Annotated in this window: 25 protein-coding genes; 21 read left to right on the top strand and 4 right to left on the bottom strand. The window is 68.9% G+C overall.

Features of this window, described 5'->3' with window-relative positions; genetic code table 11:
- A complete protein-coding gene (locus HMPREF1529_RS14700) occupies positions 1-348 on the top strand; it encodes an Rv2175c family DNA-binding protein (protein WP_005049107.1) in 348 nt (115 codons plus the stop codon).
- Between the two features lie 12 nt (positions 349-360).
- Here HMPREF1529_RS14700 and HMPREF1529_RS14695 read toward each other — a convergent pair whose 3' ends face one another.
- Complete coding sequence (locus HMPREF1529_RS14695; protein WP_016465369.1) at positions 361-1,449, bottom strand: polyprenyl synthetase family protein; 1,089 nt, start codon at positions 1,447-1,449, stop codon at positions 361-363.
- A 79-nt stretch (positions 1,450-1,528) separates the two neighbouring features.
- On the opposite strand from HMPREF1529_RS14695, the gene HMPREF1529_RS14690 reads away from it, so the two are divergent.
- From HMPREF1529_RS14690 to HMPREF1529_RS14645, 10 genes are all read left to right on the top strand, one after another.
- Positions 1,529-1,906 carry a DUF3040 domain-containing protein gene (locus tag HMPREF1529_RS14690; protein WP_016465368.1) on the top strand — a complete coding sequence of 126 codons (378 nt, stop codon included), beginning with the start codon at positions 1,529-1,531 and terminating at the stop codon, positions 1,904-1,906.
- A gap of 211 nt (positions 1,907-2,117) precedes the next feature.
- Complete coding sequence (mraZ, locus tag HMPREF1529_RS14685; RefSeq protein ID WP_005049113.1) at positions 2,118-2,549, top strand: division/cell wall cluster transcriptional repressor MraZ; 432 nt, start codon at positions 2,118-2,120, stop codon at positions 2,547-2,549.
- Between the two features lie 97 nt (positions 2,550-2,646).
- Complete coding sequence (gene rsmH, locus HMPREF1529_RS14680) at positions 2,647-3,606, top strand: 16S rRNA (cytosine(1402)-N(4))-methyltransferase RsmH (RefSeq protein WP_198013074.1); 960 nt, start codon at positions 2,647-2,649, stop codon at positions 3,604-3,606.
- Complete coding sequence (locus tag HMPREF1529_RS14675; protein WP_016465366.1) at positions 3,603-4,208, top strand: hypothetical protein; 606 nt, start codon at positions 3,603-3,605, stop codon at positions 4,206-4,208. Before rsmH ends, HMPREF1529_RS14675 begins: the two co-directional genes overlap by 4 nt.
- Positions 4,209-4,212: 4 nt before the next feature.
- A complete protein-coding gene (locus HMPREF1529_RS14670) occupies positions 4,213-6,024 on the top strand; it encodes a peptidoglycan D,D-transpeptidase FtsI family protein (RefSeq protein ID WP_005049121.1) in 1,812 nt (603 codons plus the stop codon).
- Positions 6,025-6,064: 40 nt separating this feature from the next.
- On the top strand, positions 6,065-7,477 hold the full coding sequence (locus HMPREF1529_RS14665) for a UDP-N-acetylmuramoyl-tripeptide--D-alanyl-D-alanine ligase (protein ID WP_016465365.1): 1,413 nt from the start codon (positions 6,065-6,067) through the stop codon (positions 7,475-7,477).
- Entirely contained in the window at positions 7,474-8,583 is a 1,110-nt protein-coding gene (gene mraY / locus HMPREF1529_RS14660; RefSeq protein WP_016465364.1) for a phospho-N-acetylmuramoyl-pentapeptide-transferase, read from the top strand. Before HMPREF1529_RS14665 ends, mraY begins: the two co-directional genes overlap by 4 nt.
- Positions 8,565-10,166 (top strand): UDP-N-acetylmuramoyl-L-alanine--D-glutamate ligase, encoded by a 1,602-nt coding sequence (gene murD / locus HMPREF1529_RS14655; protein ID WP_016465363.1) that lies wholly within the window; start codon positions 8,565-8,567, stop codon positions 10,164-10,166. Before mraY ends, murD begins: the two co-directional genes overlap by 19 nt.
- On the top strand, positions 10,129-11,391 hold the full coding sequence (gene ftsW / locus HMPREF1529_RS14650) for a putative lipid II flippase FtsW (RefSeq protein ID WP_016465362.1): 1,263 nt from the start codon (positions 10,129-10,131) through the stop codon (positions 11,389-11,391). Before murD ends, ftsW begins: the two co-directional genes overlap by 38 nt.
- A 10-nt stretch (positions 11,392-11,401) precedes the next feature.
- Entirely contained in the window at positions 11,402-12,499 is a 1,098-nt protein-coding gene (locus HMPREF1529_RS14645) for a UDP-N-acetylglucosamine--N-acetylmuramyl-(pentapeptide) pyrophosphoryl-undecaprenol N-acetylglucosamine transferase (RefSeq protein WP_016465361.1), read from the top strand.
- An 88-nt stretch (positions 12,500-12,587) separates the two neighbouring features.
- Here the strand turns inward: HMPREF1529_RS14645 and HMPREF1529_RS14640 are convergent, their stop codons facing one another.
- The gene (locus tag HMPREF1529_RS14640; protein WP_016465360.1) at positions 12,588-12,956 is read right to left on the bottom strand and encodes a GntR family transcriptional regulator; all 369 of its coding nucleotides are present in this window, start codon (positions 12,954-12,956) and stop codon (positions 12,588-12,590) included.
- Positions 12,953-13,858 (bottom strand): hypothetical protein, encoded by a 906-nt coding sequence (locus HMPREF1529_RS14635; protein WP_016465359.1) that lies wholly within the window; start codon positions 13,856-13,858, stop codon positions 12,953-12,955. Before HMPREF1529_RS14635 ends, HMPREF1529_RS14640 begins: the two co-directional genes overlap by 4 nt.
- Positions 13,859-13,981: 123 nt before the next feature.
- On the opposite strand from HMPREF1529_RS14635, the gene murC reads away from it, so the two are divergent.
- The 10 genes from murC (at position 13,982) to HMPREF1529_RS14585 (ending at position 23,202) form a co-directional block, all read left to right on the top strand.
- A complete protein-coding gene (gene murC / locus HMPREF1529_RS14630) occupies positions 13,982-15,388 on the top strand; it encodes a UDP-N-acetylmuramate--L-alanine ligase (RefSeq protein WP_016465358.1) in 1,407 nt (468 codons plus the stop codon).
- Between the two features lie 3 nt (positions 15,389-15,391).
- Entirely contained in the window at positions 15,392-16,393 is a 1,002-nt protein-coding gene (locus HMPREF1529_RS14625; RefSeq protein ID WP_016465357.1) for an FtsQ-type POTRA domain-containing protein, read from the top strand.
- Between the two features lie 162 nt (positions 16,394-16,555).
- The gene (gene ftsZ, locus HMPREF1529_RS14620) at positions 16,556-17,701 is read left to right on the top strand and encodes a cell division protein FtsZ (RefSeq protein WP_016465356.1); all 1,146 of its coding nucleotides are present in this window, start codon (positions 16,556-16,558) and stop codon (positions 17,699-17,701) included.
- The gene (locus tag HMPREF1529_RS14615) at positions 17,698-18,387 is read left to right on the top strand and encodes a YggS family pyridoxal phosphate-dependent enzyme (RefSeq protein WP_016465355.1); all 690 of its coding nucleotides are present in this window, start codon (positions 17,698-17,700) and stop codon (positions 18,385-18,387) included. Before ftsZ ends, HMPREF1529_RS14615 begins: the two co-directional genes overlap by 4 nt.
- A 32-nt stretch (positions 18,388-18,419) precedes the next feature.
- Positions 18,420-18,887 (top strand): cell division protein SepF, encoded by a 468-nt coding sequence (locus HMPREF1529_RS14610; RefSeq protein ID WP_005049149.1) that lies wholly within the window; start codon positions 18,420-18,422, stop codon positions 18,885-18,887.
- A gap of 2 nt (positions 18,888-18,889) precedes the next feature.
- Positions 18,890-19,192 (top strand): YggT family protein, encoded by a 303-nt coding sequence (locus HMPREF1529_RS14605; protein ID WP_005049152.1) that lies wholly within the window; start codon positions 18,890-18,892, stop codon positions 19,190-19,192.
- A 108-nt stretch (positions 19,193-19,300) separates the two neighbouring features.
- Positions 19,301-19,903 carry a DivIVA domain-containing protein gene (locus HMPREF1529_RS14600; RefSeq protein WP_005049155.1) on the top strand — a complete coding sequence of 201 codons (603 nt, stop codon included), beginning with the start codon at positions 19,301-19,303 and terminating at the stop codon, positions 19,901-19,903.
- Between the two features lie 5 nt (positions 19,904-19,908).
- Positions 19,909-20,538: a signal peptidase II gene (locus HMPREF1529_RS14595; RefSeq protein WP_016465354.1), complete on the top strand. Its 630-nt coding sequence runs from the start codon at positions 19,909-19,911 to the stop codon at positions 20,536-20,538.
- Positions 20,538-21,455, top strand: a complete 918-nt coding sequence (locus tag HMPREF1529_RS14590) for an RluA family pseudouridine synthase (protein WP_016465353.1) — start codon at positions 20,538-20,540, stop codon at positions 21,453-21,455. Before HMPREF1529_RS14595 ends, HMPREF1529_RS14590 begins: the two co-directional genes overlap by 1 nt.
- A gap of 49 nt (positions 21,456-21,504) precedes the next feature.
- Complete coding sequence (locus HMPREF1529_RS14585; protein WP_016465352.1) at positions 21,505-23,202, top strand: long-chain-fatty-acid--CoA ligase; 1,698 nt, start codon at positions 21,505-21,507, stop codon at positions 23,200-23,202.
- A gap of 4 nt (positions 23,203-23,206) precedes the next feature.
- On the opposite strand, the gene HMPREF1529_RS14580 is transcribed toward HMPREF1529_RS14585, so the two are convergent.
- The gene (locus tag HMPREF1529_RS14580) at positions 23,207-23,680 is read right to left on the bottom strand and encodes an NUDIX hydrolase (RefSeq protein ID WP_016465351.1); all 474 of its coding nucleotides are present in this window, start codon (positions 23,678-23,680) and stop codon (positions 23,207-23,209) included.
- Positions 23,681-23,822 lie beyond the last annotated feature (142 nt).

Raw genomic sequence — 23,822 nt, 5'->3', positions numbered from 1 at the left:
GTGACCGACGACATCGTCCCCGCGTCCACCCGCTGGCTCACTCTCCCCGACCTGGTCGAGGTTCTCGACGAACCGCTCGGCCGCGTGCGTCGACTGCTCGACGACAAGCACCTGATCGGCTCGCGCCGCGGCGGCGCGTTCGCGGTGCCGGAGATCTTCATCGTCGACGGGCACCCGCTCTCGTCGCTGCGCGGCACGATCATCGTGCTGCAGGATGCCGGGTTCACCGACGACGAGGCCATCGACTGGCTGCTGAGCGAGGAGGACTCCATCGGCCAGGCGCCGATCTCGGCACTCCGGCAGGGGCGCAAGAGCGAGGTCCGCCGCGTCGCGCAGACGCTCGCTTGACGCTGACGCGTCTCACGCCGTGCGGCTGATCGATGCCTCCGCGAGTTCGCGCAGCTCGTCCACCGCTGACGGAGACAGTCGGGCATCGTGCAGCGCCCGCTCCGCTTCGGCGGCGTAAGCGCTGATCGCGGATTCGACCCGCTGCAGCGCATCGGTGGCGACGATGGTCTCCTGGATCTGAGCGATCTGCTCCGCCGTGAGTGCGGAGTCGCCGATGAGTTTGTCGAGCGCGGCACGCGCGTCGCCGGTCAGTCCCTCTCGGGTGTAGGCGACGAGGAGCGTGCGCTTGCCCTCACGCAGATCGTCACCCGACGGCTTCCCGGTGACAGCACTGTCGCCGAACACGCCGAGCACATCGTCGCGTAGCTGGAACGCGAGTCCCAGCGGGTGTCCGAAGGCGGCCAGAGCCGCCGACTGGGCGGCGTCGGCGCCGGCGAGCGCCGCGCCCAGGAGGAGGGGATGCTGGATGCTGTAGCGCGCGGACTTCAGCGAGGCGACGCGGAGGGCGCGCTCGGCATGTTCCTCGTCGGGAGCCGTCGTGAACGCCGCCTCCTCGGCGATGTCCAAGAACTGCCCGACGGTGACCTCACGGCGCATGAGCGCGTAGACCTCCCGCGCGGATGCCGCGTGTGACGCGTGCGCGAGTCCCTGCTCGAGCAGATCGTCGCTCCAGGCGACGAGGAGGTCGCCGAGCAGGATCGCGGCGGACCGCCCGAACGCCGAGCCGTCGCCCGCCCAACCGGACTCCGCGTGCGCCGCCTCCAGCGCACGGTGCGCGGCGGGTTGTCCGCGCCGGGTGTCTGAGTTGTCGATGATGTCGTCGTGCACGAGCGCGGCGGCGTGGAACACCTCGAGCGCGGCGGCGGCATCGAGCACGGCGTCCGGGATCTCCTTCGCGTCCCCGCCGGCGTTCGCGACCGCGCGCCAGCCTGTGACGCAGAAGCGTGCCCGCAGTCGTTTTCCGCCGGACAGGGTGTGGGTCGCGGCATCCAGGAACACCTGCGCCTCCGGGCCGGCGGCGGCCCACGCGAGCCGCTGGGCCGCCACGAAGCTTGCCAGTCGCTGGGAAATGGCCTCGATTGGGTCGGCGGAAGCGTGCACGGGCCTAGCCTAGTTCTCGACCGCACGCGTAGAATCGACCGCACGAGATGCCGGTCCGAAACGGCGAGGAGGGGGCAGCATGCCGCTGTCAGAGCAGGAGCAGCGTCTGCTCGATGAGATGGAACGTCATCTCATGAACAAGGACGCAGACGTCGTGAGCGCGTCCCGAGACGGCCGCACCCTCAGCTATCGCAACATCGTGTACGGAACCATCCTCGTGCTGGTGGGTCTGGGCGGACTCATCGCAGGTGTCTCCACCGGCATCATCGCCATCGGCGTGATCGCCTTCCTGGTGATGGTGGGTGGCGTCGTTCTGGCCGCCACTCCCGCGAAGGGACTTGCCGCGCTCAAGACGTCGCCGGAGCACAAGGGGCAGCGCAAGCCCTCCCGTGCCGGATCGTCGTCCTTCATGGACCGCATGAACGACCGCTGGGACCGCCGCCAAGACGGATCCTGACCGCAGCACACCGCACGACACGAAGAGCACCGACCGAGAGGTCGGTGCTTTTTTGTGCCCGCCGGCGGTGACGCGCTCCGACACTCGGCCCCGTCGTCGCCCCGTGAGGGAGCTCCGGGGAGCGCGGCGCCCAGGAAGTCATAGTCAGGTGGAGGAAAGTGGAGTAAAGTGGTGCGCACCTTGATCGGGCCGGAGGAAGGGGGAGTCGCCGATGCTGTTGGGCACCTACACCCCCAAGCTCGACGACAAGGGCCGCGTCATCCTTCCGGCGAAGTTCCGTACCGACCTGGGCGACGGGGTCGTCGTGACTCGAGGCCAGGAGCGCTGCCTCTACGTGTTCAGCACGAAGGAATTCGAGCGGGTTTACGAGAAGATCCGCGAAGCGCCCCTGACCAACAAGCAGGCGCGCGACTTCCAGCGCATGTTCCTGTCGGGTGCCAGCGACGAGAAGCCCGATAGCCAGAGCCGCATCACCATCCCCCCGCACCTGCGCGCCTACGCCAACCTCGGCCGCGAGCTCGTGGTCACGGGCGTCGGCGCTCACGCGGAGATCTGGGATGCGCAGGCATGGAACGCCTACGCAGACAGCAACGAAGACAGCTACTCGGACATGGAGCAGGAGGTGATCCCGGGCCTCTTCTGAGCCGTGGCCGTGACTCCCAGCCGCACGCCCTGACACACTTCCCCGGTGTCAGGTCAGGCGGATGGGGATCACGACTCCGGCTCACGCCCGCCTCATCATGAGCACCTCCGACATCCACACCCCGGTCCTCCTCGAGCGCTGCGTCGAGCTGCTCTCGCCGGCCCTCGCCCACCCGGGCGCCGTTCTGGTCGACGCGACCGAGGGAATGGGCGGGCACTCCGAGGCCCTGCTGGAGCGCTTCGGTGACATCCGCCTCATCGGGCTCGATCGCGACACCGACGCCCTGCGGATCGCGGGGGAGCGGCTGGCGCGCTTCGGCGACCGTGTCACGCTCGTGCACACCGTCTACGACGGGATCGCCGCGGCCGTGCGCTCCGCCGGCGTCGACCGGGTCGACGGCATCCTCTTCGACCTCGGTGTCTCGTCGCTGCAGCTCGACGACGCCGATCGCGGGTTCGCCTATTCGCGGGACGCGCCGCTGGACATGCGCATGGACCAGACCGCCGGCACGACGGCAGCGGAGATCGTCGCGACCTACGGTGAAGGCGATCTGCGCCGCATTTTCGAACGCTACGGCGAAGAGAAGCTCGCCGCACGCTACGCCCGGGCCATCATCTCCGCGCGCGCCGACGCTGCGATCGAGCGCTCCGGGCAGCTGGTCGACATCCTCGTGGCGGCGACGCCGGTCGCGGTGCAGCGCGAGGGACGCGGCCACCCCGCCAAGCGCGTCTTCCAGGCCCTTCGCATCGAGGTGAACGCCGAGCTGTCGGTGCTGGAGCGTGCCCTGCCGCCGAGCATGGACCTGTTGAACGTGGGCGGACGCATCGTCGTGATGAGCTACCAGTCCCTCGAGGACCGTCTCGTCAAGCGCGTGTTCGCGGATGCCGCGGCATCCACCGCGCCGGCGGGACTACCCGTCGAGCTTCCCGAGCACGCTCCGCGATTCCGGCTCGTGGTCAAGGGCGCCGAGCTGGCCTCCGAAGAAGAGAAGGCACGCAATCCGCGGGCCGCACCCGTGCGCCTGCGCGCGGCCGAACGCATCCGGGAGGCGGCATGAGTGTGCCGGCAGAGAGCAACCTCGATCCGTTCGTGGGGGCGGCTCCCCTTCCGCTGCGCACCCCGGGGGTGCCGGAGCGTCGGCTTCATGCGGTCGAGCAGCCCGCGCCGCGACGCCGTCCGCGCCTCGTCTACGGCATCGTCGCAGTCAGCGGCGCGCTGCTGATCGGCGGCGCGCAGATGGGGCTGTCGATCCTGACGACGCAATCCTCGTACGAGTTGTCGACTCTCGGTGATCAGCAGCGCAGTCTCGACTGGCAGAAGCAGATGCTGCAGGACAGCATCGCCGGCCTGAGTTCGCCGCAGTACCTCGCCGCCAATGCGGAGGCGATGGGCATGGTGACCGGCCAGGCGCCGACCTACCTCCGTCTGAGCGACAACGCCGTCATCGGCACCGCCGCGGGACTGACCGGTGCGAGCGCGGTCAACGCGTTGAGCAAGGCCGCCGTCGGCAACGCCCTCGTCAGCGGACGCCCGCTCGTCGGCGATCCGGCGGCGAGCCTCGGCGCGACCGGCGGCAGCTCGGTCGTCGACAAGGCCATCCCCGATAACCCGACACCCCCTGCCATCGCCGACGGTCTGCCCGTCCCCGCCACACACTGAGTCCATGACGACACGAGCAACACGCAGCCCGCGGCGCCGCACCGTCGTCGCCCTCGCCGTCGTCCTGGTGGTGCTGTCCGCCTTCGTCGTGCGTCTGGTGGACATCCAGGTGGTCAACGCGCGCGAGCACGTCGACGACTCGGAGCAGTTCGCGACCGGGGCCAAGAGCACTCTCTACGGCGCGCGCGGCGACATCGTCGACGACAACGGCGTCGTGCTCGCGAGCAGCACGACGCTCTACGACGTGCAGATCGACCCCATGCTCGCGGCGCAGGGTGCGGTGCAGACCGATGCCAGCGGCAACGCGATGACGGATGCCGACGGCAAGAACATCATGACGCCGTGGACCGACGTGGCGCCCAAGATCGCCGCGATCACAGGTCAGTCGGCCGCGGACGTCGAGAAGATCGTGTCCGACGCGCTGGCCGAGAACTCGGCGTCGCGATTCGCGTATGTGAAGCGGTACGTCTCCACGGAGGAGTACCGCGCACTCGCGGCGCTCAAGCTCCCGTTCCTGACCTTCCCCCTCCACCCCTCTCGCACCTACCCCGACGGTGCGGTCGCGGGCAACCTGATCGGTTTCGTCGGGTCCGACGGCGACCCCCTGGAGGGCCTGGAGTCTCTACAGAACTCCTGCCTCCAGGCAACGGACGGCTCGTTGACCTACCAGCGCGGGGCGGACGGTGTCATCATCCCCGGCACCGAAATTGAGAAGCCGGCCGTCAACGGCGGCACACTGAAACTCACGATCGACAGCGATCTGCAGTGGTTCATGCAGCAGCTGATCGCCGAAGAGACCGCGCGCTACCAGGCCGACTGGGGCGGCATCATCGTCATGGAGGCGAAGACCGGCAAGATCCGGGCCCTCGCCGAGACGAAGACGGTCGACCCCAACGACCCGGGCGCCTCCGACCCCGACAATCGCGGTTCGCGGCTGCTTCGCGTCTCGTACGAGCCGGGATCGACGTTCAAGCCCGTGACGGCCGCCACGGTCATCGAGCAGGGCGGTCTCACCCCGACATCGACGGTCGAGACGCCAGACCGCATCCAGTTCCCCAACGGTGCGGTGATCAACGACTCCGAGAGTCACCCCACGCAGAACCTGACGCTCACCGGCGGGCTCGTGGAGTCCTCCAACGTCGCCATGTCGCAGTTCGGCGCGCAGGTTCCCGCCGAGACGCGCTACGACTACCTGAAGCGCTTCGGCGTGGGCGACGGCACGGCGCTGAACTGGTCGGGCGAGCCCACCGGAGAGATCCGCGACGCCTCCACCTGGGACAACCAGACCTTCTACACGACAACCTTCGGGCAGGCCTTCACGGTGACCCCGACGCAGGTGACGAGCCTGTTCCAGACGATCGCCAACGGCGGAGTGCGGATGCCGGCACAGCTCGTGGAATCCTGCACGAAGCCCGACGGCACCGTCGTCACGCCGACCTTGCCCGCCCCCGTCCAGGTCATCAAGCCGCAGACCGCGGCCGAAGTCTCCCAGATGCTCGAGAACGTCTACGCCCAGGGCACACTCGCCGACGACATCAAGATCCCCGGGTACCGCGTGGCCGTCAAGACGGGTACCGCTCAGGTTCCGGACGGACACGGCGGTTACAAGGACAACCTCTTCATGACCTCGCTGGCCGGTTACGCGCCGGCTGATGATCCGCAGTACGTTGTGTTGACCCTTTTCAACGAGCCGAAGACCAACACCATGTCGTCGGCCAACCGCTCGGTCTTCAAGAAGGCGATGACCCAGGTGCTGACGCACTACCGGGTGATGCCCTCGGGCTCGGACACCCCGCTGCTGCCCGTGACACAATGACGACACCGTGACGCGCCACCGCGCGTGAGGAACGAACCCTATGATCCGGATGACGCTCGCCGAGGTCGCCGCCGCTGTGGCGGGCACCCTGCACCCGGCCCCCCACGACACCCCTGACACCGTCGTCGACGGCAACGTCGACACCGACTCGCGCGAGATCAGCGCCGGCGACATCTTCGTCGCCAAGCCCGGAGAGGTCACCGACGGCCACAACTTCGTGGCCGGAGCCGTCGCCTCGGGCGCCGTCCTCGCGATCGTCGAGCGACGCGTGGAGGCGCCGGTCAGTCAGATCGTCGTTGCGGACGCCGTCGCGGCCCTGTCCGACCTCGCCCGCACCGTGGTCGCCGCCGCGCGCGACCGTGGACGGCTCCAGATCGTCGGCATCACGGGGTCCAATGGCAAGACGACCACGAAGAACATGCTCGCCCGCATCCTGGAGGCGGAGGGCGAGACCGTCGCCCCGCGCGGCTCGTTCAACAACGAGGTCGGCGCACCCCTGACGATGCTGCGGGTCCGGGAGGACACGCGCTTCCTGGTCAGCGAGTTCGGCGCATCCGGCCCCGGTGAGATCGCGAGGCTCGCCGGACTGGTCACCCCCGACGTCGGCGTCGTCCTCATGGTGGGGCTGGCTCATGCGGGAGGCTTCGGCGGCGTCGAGGAGACGCTGAAGGCGAAGACCGAACTCGTTCAGGCGGTACGCCCCGGTGGGGTCGCCGTGCTCAACCGCGATGACGCGCGTGTCGCCACGATGGCCGATGTCGCGGTATCCCGAGGCGTCGATGTGCGGTGGTTCGGACGAGGAGCCGCAGCCGAGGTGCGCGCTGAGGATGTCGAGGTCACGGCCGCCGGAACGACGTGCATCGTCGTGACTGCGGATGGGCGGTGGCCGCTGCGGCTGCGTGTCCTCGGAGAGCATCACGTCATGAACGCGCTGGCCGCGTTGACCGCCGCGCGCGAGCTCGGGGTCGCTCTCGACGCGGCGATCGCCCGGTTGGAGACGCTCGAGATCGCCGAACGCTGGCGGATGCAGCCGATGGGCTCGGAGCGGGTCCGCATCATCAACGACGCGTACAACGCGAGCCCCGACTCGATGGCCGCGGCCCTGCGTACGCTCGCACAGATCGCCGGCCCGGGCGAGCGCAAAGTCGCCGTGCTGGGAGCGATGAGCGAGCTCGGCGGGCTCGCCGGCGAGGAGCACGACCGCGTCGGATTGCTCGCTGTGCGCCTGCGCATCGAACGCATCGTCGTCGTCGGCCGCGACGCCCGTCGCCTGTACCTCGCCGCCGTCGGCGAGGGCTCGTGGGACGGCGAAGCCGTCTTCTTCGAGACGTCCGACGACGCGTTCGAGTATCTTCGCGGTGAGCTCCGCGACGGCGACCGAGTGCTCGTGAAATCGTCCAACTCCGCGGGCCTGCGGCACCTCGGCGATCGTCTGGGAGAATCGTTCTCGTGAGATCACTGCTGGCGGCTGCGACGATCTCGCTCGCGTTCACCCTCTTTCTCACGCCGCTGTTCATCCGGCTGTTCGAGAAGCTCGGCTGGGGTCAGGTCATCCGCACCCCCGAGAACGCGCACAATCCCAGCCATCAGACGAAGCGCGGAACACCCACCATGGGCGGCATCGTCTTCATCGTGGGCTCGATCGTCGGGTACTTCGTCGGAACGCTCACCGGGGGAGCGCCGCCGTCGATCTCGGGTCTGCTCGTCATCTGGATGATGGTCGGGTTCGGCGTCGTCGGTTTCATCGACGACTTCATGAAGGTGCGCCAGCAGCGCAGCCTCGGTCTGTCGGGGTGGCGCAAGATCGTCGGCCAGGTGATCGTGGCGGTTCCCTTCGGCATCATGGCGCTGAACTTCCCCGACGCGCGCGGGGAGACGCCGGCCTCGCCCTACGTCTCCTTCTTCCGGGACATCCCGATGCTGTCGTTCTTCGCGCTGGGCGCGGTGGTCGGCTGGATCGTCTACCTCATCTGGATCACGTTCATCTCGGTGGCGTGGTCGAACTCGACCAACCTCACCGACGGCCTCGACGGGCTCGCAACCGGGTCCGGCATCTTCACCGTCTCCGCGCTGAGCCTGGTGACCTTCTGGCAGTTCCAGCAGCGTTGCGCGAGCGAGGCGCTCGTGACCGCGTACGTGGGCGGCTGCTACGCGACGCCCGACCCGATGGACCTCACGATCATCGCGGCATCCTTCGTCGGCGCCCTCGTGGGCTTCCTCTGGTGGAACGCGCCGAAGGCGAAGATCTTCATGGGGGACGTCGGCTCGATGGCCATCGGCGGCGTGATCGCCGCGATGGCGATCCTCTCGCGTGCCGAGTTGCTCTCCGTCATCATCGCCGGCGTCTTCATCATCGGCCCGGGGTCGGTGATCCTGCAGCGCATCTACTTCAAGGCCACCGGCGGCAAGCGCCTCTTCCTCATGAGCCCGTTCCACCATCACCTCGAGATGCGCGGCTGGCCAGAGATCACGATCGTCGTGCGCATGTGGATCATCGCCGGCATGCTCGCGGTGACCGGCGTCGCCCTCTTCTACGTCGAATGGCTGTCGGCACTGTGACGGGTGTGCGCGACCTCGATGCCCTCCGCAGCTGGCATGCCGACTGGCGTGGACTGCGCGTCGCCGTGCTCGGTCTGTCGATGACCGGATTCTCCGTCGCCGACACCCTCGCGGAGCTCGGCGCGGACGTCCTCGTGCTCAGCGAGACGGCGAGCGAGGAGTACGCGCGACTTCTGCCCGTGATCGGCGCGCGTTTGCACCTGGGAGCGCTGAGCGCCGTTCCGGACGAGCTCGTCGACTTCGACCCCGAGGTGGTCGTGGCCTCGCCCGGCTTCGCGCCCCACCATCCGGTCATCGCCTGGATCCGCGAGCGGGGGACGGCCCTCTGGGGGGATATCGAGCTCGCCTGGCGCGTCCGCGACAAGGTGCTGCGCGCCGATGGTACGCCCGCGGATTGGGTGCTGATCACCGGCACCAACGGCAAGACGACGACGACCCAGCTCACCGCGACGATGCTGGTGGCCGGCGGGCTGCGTGCCGCACCGTGCGGCAACATCGGCGTGCCGATCTTGGACGCCGTGCGTGACCCGAGCGGGTTCGACGTGCTCGTCGTCGAGGTCTCCAGTCATCAGCTCTGGTATCTCTCGCTCCAGCAGGGATCGGAGCCGGTGTCGCCGTTCGCGAGCGTATGTCTGAACCTCGCCGACGACCACCTGCAGTGGCATGGATCGTTCGCCGCGTACCGCGATGCGAAGGCGATCGTCTACCAGCACACGCGCGTCGCGTGCGTCTACAACAAGTCCGACATCGCAACCCGCGTCATGGTCGAAGAAGCCGATGTCGTTGACGGATGCCGCGCGATCGGTTTCGATCTCGGGGTGCCGGGGCCGAGCGATCTCGGGATCGTCGACGGCATCGTCGTCGATCGCGCCTTCCTGGAGGATCGGCGCACCAGTGCGCTGGAGATCACGACGCTGGACGATCTCGCCGCGCAGGGGCTGATCGCGCCGCACATCGTCGCCAACATCCTCGCCGCATCCGCGCTGGCTCGCTCGCTCGATGTGGCCCCCGCGCGCATTGCGGAGGCTCTCGGCAGCTTCCGGCTCGACGCCCACCGCATCGAGGTCATCGCCACCGCAAACGGCATCACCTGGATCGACGACTCCAAGGCGACCAACCCGCACGCGGCCGCGTCGTCGCTGGCGGCGTTCCCGGGAGCGGTCTGGGTCGTGGGCGGCGACATGAAGGGCGTGGACATCGGCGAACTGGTCGCCGCGCGCGGCCCGAGCGTGAAGGCCGTCATCGTCATCGGGGTCGAACGCACACCGATCACCGACGCGTTCGCGCGACACGCGCCGGCCATTCCCGTGTTCGAAGTGGACCACGCTCAGACTGAAGACGTCATGGCAGACGTGGTCGCTGCGGCGGCACGGATCGCCCGTGACGGTGACGTGGTCCTCCTCGCCCCCGCTGCGGCATCCTTCGACCAGTTCGACTCGTATGCCGACCGCGGCCGGCGATTCGCGATGGCCGTGCGGGAATGGACGTCCTCGTCCGCCTCGCAGACACCGAACGAGAACGGCGCGACAGACACAGGGGGAGCCGATGACCACGACGACCCCGCCGACCCGTCCCGCCGCTGACGGTCCCGACGACGCCGCGACGTCGGGCTTCGCGGCGCGCGTCTCCTTGGGCCGCGTGTTCGCCCCCGTCTCGAGCGAGTTCCTCCTCGTCGCCTCCACCGCGCTGCTGTTGACCGGCTTCGGGCTCATGATGGTCCTCTCCGCGACGATGGCCTCCGCCATGGCCGCCGGCCAGAGCCCCTTCGAGGTGGTCATCAAGCAGGCCATCTTCGCCGTGATCGGCATCCCGTTGATGTTCATCGCGAGCAGGCTGCCCGTCGCATTCTGGAAGCGGATCGCCTGGCCCGCTCTGATCGTGGCCACCTGCTTCCAGATGCTCGTCTTCGTTCCCGGCCTCGGGGTTGCGAACGACGGCAACCAGAACTGGATCCAGATCGGCGGGATCCAGGCTCAGCCCTCCGAGTTCCTCAAGCTGGCCCTCGCGCTCTGGCTCGGCTACGTGCTGTTTCGCAAGCAGACGCTGCTCGGGTCCTGGGCGCACGTGTTCATCCCCGTCGTGCCCGTCGGCGGTCTCGTGATCGGACTGGTCGCGGTGGGCAGTGAGGATCTGGGCACCGGAATGATCCTCATGGCGATCCTGCTGGGCTGCCTGTTCTTCTCGGGCGTCAAGCTGCGGATCTTCATCATTCCGCTCATCGTCGTGGTGGTCTCCGCCGTGTTCTTCGCGGTGACCAACTCGAACCGCATGGCGCGCATCATGAGCAGCTTCGTCAACTTCGACTCGATGGACTGCTACAACGCGGCTGTCGGTGACTGTTATCAGGCGGTGCACGGAGTGTGGGCCCTCGCCAACGGGGGGCTCTTCGGACTGGGGCTGGGAAACTCGCGCGAGAAGTACGGCTGGCTGCCGGCGCGGTCCAACGACTACATCTTCGCGATCCTCGGTGAGGAGCTGGGACTCGTCGGCTGCGCCGTCGTGCTCCTGCTGTTCACGGTGTTCGCGATCGCCGCCTTCCAGATCATCCGCAAGACCCGCGACCCCTTCGTCCGCATCGTCACGGGCGGCATCATCGTCTGGATCGTCGGGCAGGCTCTCGTCAACATCGGGGTCGTCCTGCGCCTGCTGCCGGTGCTGGGCGTGCCGCTGCCGTTCATGTCGCAGGGCGGCACCTCACTGCTATCGGTCCTGTTCGCGTGCGGTGTGCTCCTGTCCTTCGCGCGGACGATTCCCGTAGGCCCTGCGTCCACGGCGATCGCCGCCGAGCCGCTTCCCCGCCGCCGGTAGGCTCTCTCGGGTGACGACCCCGGCTTCCTCGACGACGTATCTCCTCGCCGGCGGCGGCACCGCCGGACATGTGAACCCGCTCCTGGCGGTCGCCGACGGGTTGCGGGCGCGGGACGCCGCGGCATCCGTGCTCGTCCTCGGCACTCGCGAGGGTCTCGAAGCACGTCTGGTGCCCGAACGCGGGTACGAGCTGTTGATCGTCGACAAGGTCCCCTTTCCGCGACGGCCGAACCTCTCCGCGCTGCGGTTCCCGCTGGCGTGGCGTCGTGCCGTCGGGCAGGTGCGACGGCACATCCGCGATCATCACGTCGATGTGGTCGCCGGGTTCGGCGGCTACGCGTCGGCTCCCGCGTACGTGGCCGCCCGCCGCGAGGGGGTGCCGTACGTCGTGCACGAGGCGAATGCGCGCCCGGGGTTGGCGAACATCTTGGGCGCCCGCCGCGCGGCCGGCGTGGGAGCGGCGTTCCCCGACACCCCGCTGCGCGGCGCCCAGACGGTCGGCATGCCGTTGCGCGCCGAGATCGTCGACCTCGATCGCGCGACGATGCGGGACGAGGCGGCGCGCTTCTTCGGCCTCGACCCGTCGCGGCCCGTGCTTCTCGTGTTCGGCGGATCGCTGGGCGCGCGCCGGCTCAATGAGGCCTTCGCCGCGGCATGGCCCGCGGTCATCGACGCCGGCTGGCAGCTGCTGCATGCCGCGGGGGAGCGCGACCCGATCGTCGACCCGGGACACCCCGACTACCGGATCGTTCCCTACTTAGATCGGATGGACCTCGCGCTGGCGCTGGCGGATCTCGTGGTCTCGCGCTCGGGCGCGGCCACCGTGAGCGAGGCGTCAGCTCTCGGCATCCCCGCGGTGTATGTGCCGTATGCCGTCGGCAACGGCGAGCAGGCGCTCAACGCGCGCGGAGCCGTGGCCGTCGGCGCCGCACAGCTGATCGAGGATGCCGCGTTCAGCCCCGACCGTGTGCGTGAGCAGATCGTGCCGCTGCTGCGCGACGACACGGCGCTGTCGGCGATGCGTGCCGCGGCGCAGGCGCGAACCGCCGCCGCGCGTGCCGGCACGGCATCCGTGATCGCGATGCTGGATCGCGCGCTCGCGGGCTGAGCGGGCCCGGCGGGGCCGACGATCGGCTTCGTCCGTCCTGTTCGGTCGCTGCGCGTGCCTCGCTGCGACAAGCGGGGACGGATGAGGCTCAGGGAGCGGTGGGCGCGCTGCGCAACGCGGCCTGAACGAGCGCGAGGGCCTGCTCGGGATCGATGCGCAGCGTGCGAACCTGGTCGACGAAGCTCGCGGCAGCGCGCTGCGCTTCTCGGAGGGCCGCGTCACCCTGTGGGGCGACGAAGGTGCCGTTGCGCCCGCGTGTCTCGATGATGCCGGCAGCCTCGAGTTCGCGGTAGGCGCGCGCGACGGTGCCGGGAGCAAGCCCCAGGTCCTCGGCCAGCCGGCGCACGGTCGGCAGACGGGTGCCGGCGGACAGTGCGCCGCTCGACACGTCGTCGATCAGCTGGCGCCGCAGCTGCTCGAACGGGGGCACCGCGGATGCCGGGTCGATGACGATCATGCGAGGGAGCTTCCTGCGGGCACGTGGATGCCGTCGGGGTAGAGGCGTCGTGGAATGGGCGCGCCTTGAGTGGGGTAGACGTATGTGAGACCCATATGAATCAGCACGAAGACGCTTGCAGCCCACCCCGCATCGTCGTCGACGCCGGTGAAGACGGTGACGCTGGTGATCAGTGCCGCCGCGATGCAGAGCGCAGCCGCGCTCTGTCGGCCCGCGTTGAGCGCGGTGACGCGGAGGGCGTCATCCCATGCCAGCTCGAGTTCGGAACTGGCAGGTTGGGGGCGACGAAGAATCGCCGCCTCGAAGTGAGGCAGGACGACACCAGTCACGATGGCGACCGCAGAGACGACGATCCCGATGGCGGCCATATCAGCACGTGCGACGCCGCCGGTGGCCAGCGCCCACCCGCCACACACGCCGCTCGCGATCGCGAGTCCCATCAGAACCCACGTGAGGGAGCGCGGGAACCGGTTGAGGTAGTCCCCGACGGTCGTGACGCGCGATCGTGCGATGCGTGGTGCGCGCTGCGCCGGTGAGAAGGGGCGCTCGTGCAGTGGCGAACACCACGCGGCGATGATCATGATCACGATCACGACCGGGACGAGGACAGCGAGAAGGTAGATCGTGGTGAGGCCTAAGGGAGTCATAAGGAGGAGTCCGGCGGCAGCGCCGGCGGCGCTGAGCGCGATGTAATCGACCAGCTTGCTGCGGCGGATGTACGCCTCCAGTGCGGCAGCGGACTCCACCGGCACGGGCAGCCCGGAGCGCTCAGCGAAGCGTGCGAGGGCGCGCTGTCCCGCGGAGTCCGCGCGCCAGGTGTGCAGAGCGGCGAGGAGGCCGCCCGCAGCGATGGTGCCGAGGCCCACCCCGAAGACGAGGCGGAGCTGATTCATGTCCGTCATGACGCTTTTGTATCACCATTCGTATCAATGTGTCCAGGCATGGTGGTGGTCGCACCAAAGCCCGTTCGTGCGCCGCGCGCCGCAGCATCCGCTCAGGCGGCCTCGACCTAGACTTGACGAGCCATGATTCGACCCGACCTGAGCCTGCCCATCCCCGAGGACATCACCGCCGCCCACTTCATCGGGATCGGTGGATCGGGCATGTCGGGACTTGCCGGCATGTTCCTCGATCGCGGCATCCGGGTCTCCGGCTCCGACCGCGCCGACAGCACCGCCCTCCGGGCTCTCGCGGCACGGGGCGCCACCGTGCATGTCGGGCACGACGCGGCGAACCTTCCCGACGATGTCGACGCCGTGATCCATACGGGCGCCATCTGGCCGGAGAACCCGGAGTTCCTTCTCGCGAAGGAGCGAGGCCTGCACGTCATCCATCGCTCCCAGGCGCTGTACTGGCTGATCGGAGGGCGCCGACTCGTGAGCGTCGCCGGTGCGCACGGTAAGACGACGTCCACCGGCATGCTCGTGACGGCTCTGCGTGCACTCGGCACGGCGCCGACGTTCGTGAACGGGGGAGTCATCGCCGATCTCGGCGTCTCCAGCGGCACGGGCGGCGACGAGCTGTTCGTCATCGAAGCCGATGAGTCCGACGGCACATTCCTGCTGTACGACACGTCTGTCGCGCTGATCACCAACGTCGATCCGGACCACCTCGACCACTGGGAGTCGCGCGACGCCTTCTACGACGGCTTCGTCCGCTTCGGCGACGCGGCGCGAGAGGCCGTCGTCATCTCCGCCGACGACTCCGGCGCTCGCCGGGTCGCGCGGGCGCTTCGCCATGAGCGGATCGTGACGTTCGGGGAGGATGCCGCGGCCGATGTCTGTCTGAGCGATGTCGTGACCGAGGGCCCTGTCTCCTTCGCGCTCACGCACGACGGCGAGACGGTGACCGGGCGCCTCGCCGTACCGGGGGCCCACAATGCGGTCAACGCGGCGGGCGCCGTGGCGGTGCTGCTCACGCTCGGATACGCGCTCGAGCCCGCCCTGCGTGCCGTGGAGGGGTTCGGCGGCACGGTGCGACGCTTCGAGCTCCACGGTGTCCAGCGCGGCGTGAGCGTCTACGACGACTACGCGCACCACCCGACCGAGGTGGCCGCCGCGCTGGCTGCGGCGCGCACTGTCGTCGGCGACGGTCGCCTCATCGCCATCCAGCAGCCCCACACGTACTCGCGCACACAGGAGATGTTCCGCGAGTTCGCCGATGTGCTCGAATCCTATGCTGACCACACCGTCATGCTCGACGTCTACGGTGCGCGCGAGGACCCGGTGCCGGGCGTCACGGGGGAGCTCGTGAGCGGAGCCTTCCGCGATCCCTCCAAGGTGCACTACGTGGCGGACTGGCAGGAGGCGGCCGAGTACACCGCGACCGTCGCGCGGGAGGGCGATTACGTCATCACCCTCGGGTGTGGCAACGTCTACCAGATCATCCCGCAGGTGCTCGAGGCGCTGTCGACGCCGACGGCGGAGGCATAGTCCATGCGTCGGCCGACGCCGCTCCCGGCGCCGGATCAGGGTTCGCCCGATCGCGACCCGACGCCGGATCGCGGCGTCGAGGCGCCCGTGCGTCAGGTCGGTCCGCCCCGTCGGGCGGACGCTCCCGTCGAGGAGAACGCCGCGGACCGCGACGATCATCTCACCGCCCCGCTGATGCCCCTCTGGGTGTCGTCGCCGCCCCGAATCGATGAGCCGGCGGATATCCCGGTCGGTGAGGAGGAAGCGCCTGTCGGCGTGCGCGAAGTGTGGGCGGCCGCACGGGCGAGGCGCCGCGCGTTGCGCGCCGAGGTGCGGCGGTTCACCGCGCGTCAGCGTCGGCGGCGAATGACGTGGATCGTCGCGGGCTCCGCGCTCCTTCTGCTCGTGCTGGGCACGCTCGGCGTCGCCTACAGCCCGCTCTTCGCGGTGCAGCAGATCACCGTCGTCGGCACCTCCACGCTGGATTCCGCGTCCGTCGAGACCGCGCTGGACGGGCAGCTGGGCACTCCGCTGCCGCTGGTCGACTCCTCCGCCGTCAAGGCCGCTCTTGTCAAGTTCCCGCTTGTGGAGTCGTACTCGCTGGAGGCCCGCCCGCCCCACGAGCTGGTGGTGCGCATCGTGGAGCGCACTCCGATCGGGTCCATTCAGACTCCCGCCGGCTTCACTCTGGTGGATGCCGCGGGTGTCGCCCTGTCGACCGCGCCTCAGCCGGCCGCAGGGCATCCCGTGCTCACCGTGACCGGCGGGCTGTCCTCACCCGCCTTCAGCGCCGTCGGAACGGTCTTCCGAGCACTCCCGGACGATATCCGCGCTCAGGTGACCGCGATCGCGGCGACGTCTCCCAACGACGTCACCCTCACCCTCGGCTCCGGCGGAACCACGGTGGTCTGGGGCAACGCCGATGCCTCGCCGCTGAAGGCGAAGAATCTCGCCGCGATCATGACGGCGCGCCCCGGGGCGCGCAGCTACGACGTGTCGTCGCCGAGCACGATCGTCGTTCGGTAGCACTCGACACGGCTTTTCTGCGCGACACGCCCCCAGCCTCTCGGTCGGCAGGAGGGCTGCCGCATACCTTCAATCAAGGAATTGCATACTGAGCAATTCTTTAAACCTCAACTAGAGGTTCAAGGTTTAGCAGTCAGGGTTCGGGACACAATGGAGGCCGGCATGAGCCAGAACCAGAACTACCTCGCGGTGATCAAAGTCGTGGGTGTGGGTGGCGGCGGCGTGAACGCCGTCAATCGGATGATCGAGCTCGGACTGCGGGGTGTCGAGTTCATCGCGGTGAACACCGACGCTCAGGCTCTGCTGATGAGCGACGCGGACGTCAAGCTCGACGTGGGTCGTGAGCTCACTCGCGGGCTCGGCGCCGGCGCCGATCCCGAGGTGGGCCGTCGCGCCGCTGAGGATCACGCGGAGGAGATCGAGGAAGCCCTCGCGGGCGCCGACATGGTCTTCGTCACCGCGGGCGAGGGTGGCGGGACGGGAACCGGTGGGGCACCCGTCGTCGCACGCATCGCGAAGTCGATCGGCGCGCTGACCATCGGTGTCGTCACCAAGCCCTTCAGCTTCGAAGGACGCCGCCGGCAGAGCCAGGCCGAGGCGGGCGTCGCGAAGCTCAAGGAAGAGGTCGACACCCTCATCGTCGTGCCCAACGACCGACTGCTGGAGATCAGCGACCGCGGCATCTCCATGATCGAGGCCTTCGCCACCGCCGACCAGGTGCTGCTCGCGGGTGTTCAGGGCATCACCGACCTGATCACCACGCCGGGTCTGATCAACCTTGACTTCGCCGACGTCAAGAGCGTCATGCAGGGCGCCGGCTCCGCCCTCATGGGCATCGGGTCGGCGCGCGGTGCCGACCGGGCCATCAAGGCCGCGGAGCTCGCGGTCGAGTCCCCCCTGCTGGAAGCGTCCATCGAAGGGGCGCACGGCGTTCTGCTGTCGATCCAGGGTGGGTCCAATCTGGGCATCTTCGAGATCAACGACGCCGCACAGCTCGTCAAGGAGGCCGCGCACCCCGAGGCCAACATCATCTTCGGTACCGTCATCGACGACACGCTCGGCGACGAGGTGCGTGTCACCGTGATCGCGGCGGGATTCGACGGTGGTGAGCCCCAGACGCGGATCGAGCCGATCACCGCGGCGCGCCCGGCCACGCCCCTGGTGCCGGCGGTGCCCGCAGAAGAGGCGGCTCGCGAGGGTGCGGCGGTCGAGGAGAAGCAGTCGGTCACCGTGTCGGCGCCCGTCGCGGAGTCGTACGACTCCGTCTACGGCGACGACGACCTGGACATTCCCGACTTCCTGAAGTGACCACGCTGGCCGAACGCCTCACCGCCCTGGACGCCCGCATCGCGGACGCGGCCAGGGCGGTCGGTCGCGACCCGGGAGAGCTGACGCGCATCGTCGTCACCAAGTTCCATCCCGCGCGCCTGGTCGTCGACCTCGCCGCGCTCGGCGTGCACGATGTCGGCGAGAGCCGACAGCAGGAGCTGACCGCCAAACGCGGCGAGACGACCGACGCTGTGAGCGGTGTGCGGTGGCACTTCATCGGGCAGCTGCAGACCAAGAAGGCCAAGGCGGTGCGCGCGGCATCCGACTGCGTGCACTCCGTCGACCGCGATCGCGTCGCCGACGCCCTGCATGCCGCCGATCCCGAGGGCAGTCCTCTCGACGTGTTCCTCCAGGTCAATCTCACGGACGATCCCGCCCGTGGGGGAGCGGCCCCGAGCGAGGTCGAGGCCCTGGCGACGCACATCGCCGCGCGGTGCGCGTCGCTGCGCCTTCGCGGCGTCATGGCCGTCGCTCCGCTCGCGGCGGCGCCCGCGGAGGCGTTCGAGCGTCTCGCCGGCGCGGCGGCGACGGTACGTCGCGTCGTTCCGGATGCCGCGTGGATGTCGGCGGGGATGTCGGGCGATTTCGCCGAAGCGATCGCCGCCGGCGCGACACACCTGCGGATCGGCACCGCAATCACGGGACCGCGGCCTGACCGCGGCTAGCCTCAGAACAGACGAGCAAACGGAGGAATGCGATGTCGAACCCGCTCAAGAAGACCATGGTGTACCTGGGCCTCGCCGATGAGGAAGAGGTCTACGAAGAGCCCGCCGCCGAGACGCCCGCTCGCCGTGAGCGCTCGAGCGAGCGCCCGATCGAGAAGGCGGCCCCTGTGACCCCGCTTCACCGTCCCGCCGTCGTGCGTCAGCCGACTGCAGGCACCGTCAGCGAGATTCTCACGGTGCACCCCAAGCAGTACCGCGATGCGCAGATCATCGCGGAGAACTTCCGCGACGGCATCCCGGTCATCATCAACCTCTCGCAGATGAGCGATGCCGACGCGCGGCGCCTCATCGACTTCGCGAGTGGTCTGTCGCTCGGTCTGTACGGTCGCATCGAGCGCGTGACGAGCAAGGTCTTCCTCCTCTCGCCCGAGAACGTCGCGATCTCCGGTGACGGCACGGTGGCTCAGGCCGACCCTGAGTCCGCGCCCTTCACCCAGTAGTCGTGGAGTTCGTGCGCCTGGCGGCATTCGCCGTCGACGTCCTTCTCCTGCTCTACATCCTCGTGCTGCTGGCGAGACTCGTTCTCGAGTACATTCCGATGTTCAACCGCCAGTGGCGTCCGCGGGGATTCGGTCTCGTCTTCGCCGAGGCCGTCTTCACCCTCACCGATCCGCCGCTGCGGTTCTTCCGCCGGCTGATTCCTCCGTTGCGGATCGGCCCTATCGCCCTCGACCTCGGTTTTCCGGTGACGATGTTGGCCTGCTTCGTGCTGCTGACGATCGTCCGTGTCATCGAGCGTCTCTAGCCCCCCGTCGCACGCCCCACCACCGCCGACTACACTTGATCAGTACGGCTCGCCGGTGGCGGGCCGACCGAATCGGCCCGCGTCGTGAGCCCCGAAAGAGGAAACACCATGGCTTTGACCCCGGAAGACGTCGTCACGAAGCAGTTCCAGCACGTGCGGTTCAAGGAGGGTTTCGACCCGGATGAGGTCGACGACTTCCTGGACGAGATCGTCGTCGAGTGGCGCAAGACGATCGCCGAGAACGAAGAACTGAAGGCAAAGCTCGCTGCGTATGAGTCCGGTGAGTCCGCTCCTGCGGAGGTCGTCGAGGCGACTGTCGTCGAGGAGTCAGCTCCCGCCGTCGTCGAGTCCGTTCCCGCTCCCGCGGTCGAGGCTCCCGCAGCCGGCGGCGTGGCCGCTTCTGCCGGCATCATCGAACTGGCCCAGCGCCTGCACGACGAGCACGTCGCCGAAGGCCAGGCCCAGCGCGACAAGCTCATCTCCGAGGCGCAGGCCAAGGCCGCCTCGATCCTCGCCGAGGCTGAGGCCAAGGGCCGTGACGAGATGGCACGTCTCGAAAGCGAGCGCGTGACGCTCGAAGGCCGCATCAGCGAGCTCCGTCAGTTCGAGCGTGACTACCGCTCGCAGCTGCGCGGGTTCATCGAGGAGAAGCTCCGCGACCTCGACGTCGCCGGCGCCACCTCGGGCGCGTCCTCCGTCTCGGCCTCCTGAGCCCGGTGACGGACCACGCCACAGAGCGCAGTGCTCCGCGTCGGAGCCTGAACAGGGCAGCGGCCGGTGCCATCGTCGCGATTCTCGCGGCGCTGGTGCTGGCCGCTGACCAGTTCGCCAAGTATCTGGCCCTCACCACTCTGCCGTTCCAGCAGCCCGTGCAGGTCTGGGGTGACGCGCTCCAGTTCTATCTGACACGCAACCCCGGCGCCGCCTTCTCCCTCCTCGAAGGTCAGACGTGGATCTTCACGATCGTCATGACGGTCACCGCCGTCGTCATCGTCTCCCTGACGGTGACGCGGGTGCGTTCGCGTGTGTGGGCGATCGTGCTGGGTCTGCTGCTCGGCGGAATCCTGGGCAACCTCAGCGACCGTCTTTTCCGTGACCCCGGCTTCCTCGTCGGGCACGTCGTCGATTTCATCAACACGCCGTGGATGTGGCTGGGCATGAATCCCGCCATCTACAACGTAGCCGACATGTTCATCGTGACGATGATGATCGGCGTCGCGCTGTTGGTACTGATCGGCGTTCGCCTCGACGGCACTCGCGAGCGACGCGCAGCCGACCAGTCCGCCGCGACGGAGCCCACCGCCACAGGTGCGGACGACACGACGACCGCTCCGCGCGAGGCCTGATGCCGTCTCGCGTCCTGCCCGTGCCCGACGGCCTCGACGGCTCCCGTGTGGATGCCGCGCTGGCCAAGATGCTGGGGTTCTCCCGCTCCTTCGCCGCTGAGGTCGCCGAGGCTGGCGGGGTGCGGATGGACGGCCGCGCGCTGGGCAAATCCGACCGCCTGCGCGCAGCGGGCTGGCTCGAGGTGGAGTGGGAGGAGCGGCGCGAACCGGAGATCGTCCCGGTGGCCGTCCCGGACCTCGGCATCGTCTACGACGACGATGAGATCGTGGTCGTCGACAAACCCTCCGGCGTCGCTGCGCATCCCTCCCTCGGTTGGGAAGGCCCGACGGTCCTCGGTGCGCTGGCGGCTGCCGGCTTCCGCATCGCCACCACGGGTGCAGCCGAGCGTCAGGGCGTCGTACACCGCCTCGATGTCGGTACGAGCGGCCTCATGGTCGTCGCCAAATCGGAGCGCGCGTACACCGCGCTCAAGCGCGCGTTCAAAGAGCGCGAGGTCGAGAAGATCTACCATGCCGTCGTGCAGGGGCACCCCGATCCGCTCTCCGGAACGATCGATGCGCCCATCGGTCGCCACCCGTCGCATTCGTGGAAGTTCGCCGTCACTCCCGACGGCAAGGACTCGATCACCCACTACGAGACGCTCGAGGCGTTCCCCTCGGCATCCCTCCTGGAGATCCATCTGGAGACGGGACGCACCCACCAGATCCGCGTGCACATGGCGGCCCATCGCCACCCGTGCGTGGGAGACCCGCTCTACGGCGCCGACCCGACGTTGTCGGCGCGCCTCGGGCTCACCCGGCAGTGGCTGCACGCGCACGAGCTCTCCTTCGCGCACCCGGCCACGACCGAATGGGTCACGTTCAGGAGCGATTATCCGGCCGATCTCGCGCACGCGCTGGACGTCCTCCGGGGCTGAGCTTCGACTCATGCCGGCGGACGTACGTAAGGGTGCCTAGCCTGGAGGGATGTCGCTGTCCGACCGTCCTTGGCTCTCCTCCTACGCGCCGGGGGTGCCCGCCGAGATCGAACCGGTCGCGCAGACCCTCGTCGACATGCTCGATGACTCCGTCCGCCGCTACCCGCGTCGGCCCGCATTGGAGTTCTTCGGAGCGGTCACCACGTATCGCGAACTCGGAGACCAGGTCGCGAGAGCAGCCGAGGGCTTGCGGCGTCTGGGCGTCGGACCCGGCGATCGCGTCGCGCTGATCCTCCCGAACTGCCCGCAGCATGTGGTCGCGTTCTACGCCGTGCTGCGGCTCGGCGCGATCGTCGTGGAACACAACCCGCGATACACCGCGCCGGAGCTGCGCCATCAGTTCGAAGTGCATCACGCGCGGGTTGCGATCGTGTGGGATGCCGTGGCCGACACGATCGCCGAGTTCCCCTCCGACATCCGCCCAAGCCAGGTCGTCGCGGTGCGGATGACCGACGCGATGCCGATCCGCACGCGGGCTGCCCTGCGTCTTCCCGTCGCGAAGGCGCGTGCCTCGAGGGCAGCGCTGACCACGACTCCCCGCGCGAAGGACGTGCTCACCTGGACACGGGTGGCGTCGCATCGCCCGGTGCGCCGGCGCACGCCGCGTCCGCAGCTCGACGACCTCGCCGCTCTGCAGCTGACGAGCGGCACCACGGGGGTCCCGAAAGCCGCCATGCTCACCCACCGCAACCTGCGCTCGAACGCGGCCCAGTCGGCCGCCTGGGTGCCGGATCTGGTGCCGGGGCGTGAGGTCTTCTACGCCGTGCTCCCGCTCTTCCACGCGTACGGTCTGACGTTGTGCTTGACCACGGCGCTCTCGCTCGGAGCGCGCATCGTGCTGTTTCCGACGTTCGACGTCACCCTCACCCTCGACGCGATGCGTCGCACGCCACCGACCTTCCTCGCCGCGGTACCGCCCATCTACGACGCCCTGGCGCGGGCTGCCGTGCGCGCCGGCATCGACCTCTCGAGCCTGCGCAACGCGATCTCCGGTGCCATGGCCCTGCCGCCGTCGACCGTGCTGCGGTGGGAGGAGGCGACCCACGGCATCATCGTGGAGGGCTACGGCATGACCGAGTCGTCGCCGATCAGCGTCGGCAATCCGATGGGGCCGCTGCGCCGGCCGGGCACGGTCGGCGTGCCATTCCCGAGCACCGAGATCCGCGTCGTGGACCCCGCGGATCCGACGCGTGACGTCGCCGACGGCGCCGAGGGCGAGCTTCTCGTGCGCGGACCCCAGGTCTTCCAGGGGTACTGGAACCGACCGGAAGATACGGCCAGCACGCTGCTGGCGGGCGGATGGCTGCGCACCGGCGACATCGTGACGGTGGATGCCGAGGGATTCGTGACCGTCGTGGATCGCCTCAAAGAGCTGATCATCAGCGGCGGGTTCAACATCAGCCCGAGCGAGGTCGAGAACGCGCTGCTGCTGCATCCCGACGTCGCGGACGCGGCTGTCGTCGGCATCCCGCGCTCGGACGGGTCGGAGACGGTGACGGCGGCTGTGGTGATGCGCGAAGGGACGGTGTTCGACGCCGAAGAGCTGCGCTCGTTCGCACGCGCCCACCTGGCGGCGTACAAGGTTCCACGCTCAGTCGTCCAGGTGCCGGTGCTGCCGCGTTCTCTGGTCGGCAAGGTCATCCGCCGTCAGGTGCGCGCAGACATCCTCGCCGCCCGAGGGCGTTGACGCGTCAGCGCCCGCCGGAGAACGAAGCCGGATCGTCCTCGGCGATCGCCAACGCGATCTTGCGGACGTCGGCCGGATCCACCTCGGTCAGCTCGCCGAGTCCGTACCAGCCCACCTCGGTCAGTTCCCCGTCGGCGGGGAACGGCTCGCCCGACACCCAGTCGCAGCGGAAGACGAGGTCGAGGTAGTCGACCTGGTCCCCGTTGGCGTAGGTCGTGCGGGGCAGCTGGTGGACGAGAGCGAGACGCACGGCGCGCACGCCGATACCCGCCTCTTCCCGGCACTCGCGCACGGCCGCGTCGGCGGGCTCCTCGCCGGGATCGACGATGCCCGACACGCACTGCCATGCCCCGTTGTCCGCCCGCTTCCCGAGGAGCACCTTCTCGTCCTTGAACACCACGGCTGTCACGCCGACCAGCGGCAGCGGCGCCGTGCCGATCTTCTCGCGCAGTGACAGGACGAACTCGGGAGTGGCCATGGCCTCAGCCTAAGCGCCTCACCTTCAAGTTGAGGGTGAGGTGAGCTCGGCACAGGCGCCGGGGCGTCCGCCCGAGGATGTCCGAGGCCTTCGTAGACTCGATGTGTGGCAACCGACTCCTTCGTTCATCTGCACGTGCACA

The organism is Microbacterium sp. oral taxon 186 str. F0373 (assembly GCF_000411455.1).
Lineage (GTDB): Bacteria > Actinomycetota > Actinomycetes > Actinomycetales > Microbacteriaceae > Microbacterium.
The sequence above is the reverse complement of the archived record's forward strand: the minus strand, read 5'-3'. Positions and strand labels throughout refer to the sequence as shown.

Coding starts and splice junctions, on each gene's coding strand:
- murD (WP_016465363.1), top strand. CDS start 8,565: ATGGCTGTCGGCACTGTGACGGGTGTGCGCGACCTCGATGCCCTCCGC.
- HMPREF1529_RS14675 (WP_016465366.1), top strand. CDS start 3,603: ATGAGTGTGCCGGCAGAGAGCAACCTCGATCCGTTCGTGGGGGCGGCT.
- HMPREF1529_RS14580 (WP_016465351.1), bottom strand. CDS start 23,680: ATGGCCACTCCCGAGTTCGTCCTGTCACTGCGCGAGAAGATCGGCACG.
- ftsZ (WP_016465356.1), top strand. CDS start 16,556: ATGAGCCAGAACCAGAACTACCTCGCGGTGATCAAAGTCGTGGGTGTG.
- HMPREF1529_RS14635 (WP_016465359.1), bottom strand. CDS start 13,858: ATGACGGACATGAATCAGCTCCGCCTCGTCTTCGGGGTGGGCCTCGGC.
- rsmH (WP_198013074.1), top strand. CDS start 2,647: ATGAGCACCTCCGACATCCACACCCCGGTCCTCCTCGAGCGCTGCGTC.
- HMPREF1529_RS14610 (WP_005049149.1), top strand. CDS start 18,420: ATGTCGAACCCGCTCAAGAAGACCATGGTGTACCTGGGCCTCGCCGAT.
- ftsW (WP_016465362.1), top strand. CDS start 10,129: ATGACCACGACGACCCCGCCGACCCGTCCCGCCGCTGACGGTCCCGAC.
- HMPREF1529_RS14670 (WP_005049121.1), top strand. CDS start 4,213: ATGACGACACGAGCAACACGCAGCCCGCGGCGCCGCACCGTCGTCGCC.
- HMPREF1529_RS14625 (WP_016465357.1), top strand. CDS start 15,392: ATGCGTCGGCCGACGCCGCTCCCGGCGCCGGATCAGGGTTCGCCCGAT.
- HMPREF1529_RS14585 (WP_016465352.1), top strand. CDS start 21,505: ATGTCGCTGTCCGACCGTCCTTGGCTCTCCTCCTACGCGCCGGGGGTG.
- HMPREF1529_RS14640 (WP_016465360.1), bottom strand. CDS start 12,956: ATGATCGTCATCGACCCGGCATCCGCGGTGCCCCCGTTCGAGCAGCTG.
- HMPREF1529_RS14690 (WP_016465368.1), top strand. CDS start 1,529: ATGCCGCTGTCAGAGCAGGAGCAGCGTCTGCTCGATGAGATGGAACGT.
- HMPREF1529_RS14600 (WP_005049155.1), top strand. CDS start 19,301: ATGGCTTTGACCCCGGAAGACGTCGTCACGAAGCAGTTCCAGCACGTG.
- HMPREF1529_RS14590 (WP_016465353.1), top strand. CDS start 20,538: ATGCCGTCTCGCGTCCTGCCCGTGCCCGACGGCCTCGACGGCTCCCGT.
- mraZ (WP_005049113.1), top strand. CDS start 2,118: ATGCTGTTGGGCACCTACACCCCCAAGCTCGACGACAAGGGCCGCGTC.
- HMPREF1529_RS14665 (WP_016465365.1), top strand. CDS start 6,065: ATGATCCGGATGACGCTCGCCGAGGTCGCCGCCGCTGTGGCGGGCACC.
- murC (WP_016465358.1), top strand. CDS start 13,982: ATGATTCGACCCGACCTGAGCCTGCCCATCCCCGAGGACATCACCGCC.